Here is a 992-nt window from a genome sequence, read left to right on the forward strand (position 1 = left end):
GACCGGCGACCGCTTGGGTTCGTACACCCTGAATGCGCCGTCCCCAGATATTCACGTTATCCACACCCTTGACATAGGCCGTCTTTCATTTCAACTACTGTGATGCATCAATTTCGAACAGCAGCGTGCCCTCCTCGACCGTTGCCCCATCCGCAAAGTGTACCGCTTTGACGCGACCTGAAACTGGGCTTTCCAGGTCGTAAAACTGCTTCATCACTTCGAGGACGGCAAGCGTTTGACCTGCGTTCACGAACGCGCCGATCGGGGCCAAGGGCGACGCACCTGGTTGTTGCGACACATAGACCGTGCTCCACATTGGAGCCGATACCGGGACGGTCGGATCGGATGTCCGGAGGCTCGTGATTCTCTCGGATACTGGCCTTAAGGGAGCGGCTGCCGCGCGTCGACGTTCTAGCAGAGCGTGGCGGGCCTGATCTTGATCGACCTCGGTAAAGGAGACGGCCTGACCCGGGCGCAACTGAGCTAAAATGGGCCAATCCGCCATGATGACGTGCGCAAGGGTTGGATATCCCCCAATACTGCCGCGCCCTTTGGTCAGAACTAACAATTCTCCGCTCGGCGGCGCTTGAATTGAGCCGACCGCCATTCCTTCCGAGATCGCGTCTCCTTTTAGCGAAGCGTCTGCAAGCGGCGGGCCCTCCAAACGGATGCCAACGCGGTTCGAACGGGTGCTGACTTGAAAGCGCTGCGAGAGCAACCGCATCCACATTTCAGCTGGCAACTGGTCTCGCCTTGCACCCGGGAGAATGCGGACCTGCCGGTCCGTAATCAACGTCTCCGTCGGTGCGCTAAGCCACTCCGCCTTTCCTCCCGCATAAGTTACCACATCGCCTGGCCTGAGGGCCCGACCCTCCAGTCCGCCGAACCCCCCCACCAAATCGGTTGACACGCTACCTGGTAGGTAAAGAGGGGCCTCGGGGCTTGGCTGTGGTAGCGAGTGCCCCTTGAGCGCCCTCCTCCCCATAGAACCG

1 protein-coding gene is annotated in these 992 nt (G+C 60.1%); it reads right to left on the minus strand.

The window, feature by feature from the left end; translation table 11 throughout:
• Positions 1–94: 94 nt before the first annotated feature.
• Positions 95–992 (minus strand): biotin/lipoyl-containing protein (locus HIJ39_RS23125; protein ID WP_207711893.1); only part of this gene is annotated, 898 nt, incomplete at its 5' end.

This window comes from Sulfobacillus harzensis, from assembly GCF_012933365.1.
Taxonomy (GTDB): domain Bacteria; phylum Bacillota; class Sulfobacillia; order Sulfobacillales; family Sulfobacillaceae; genus Sulfobacillus_B; species Sulfobacillus_B harzensis.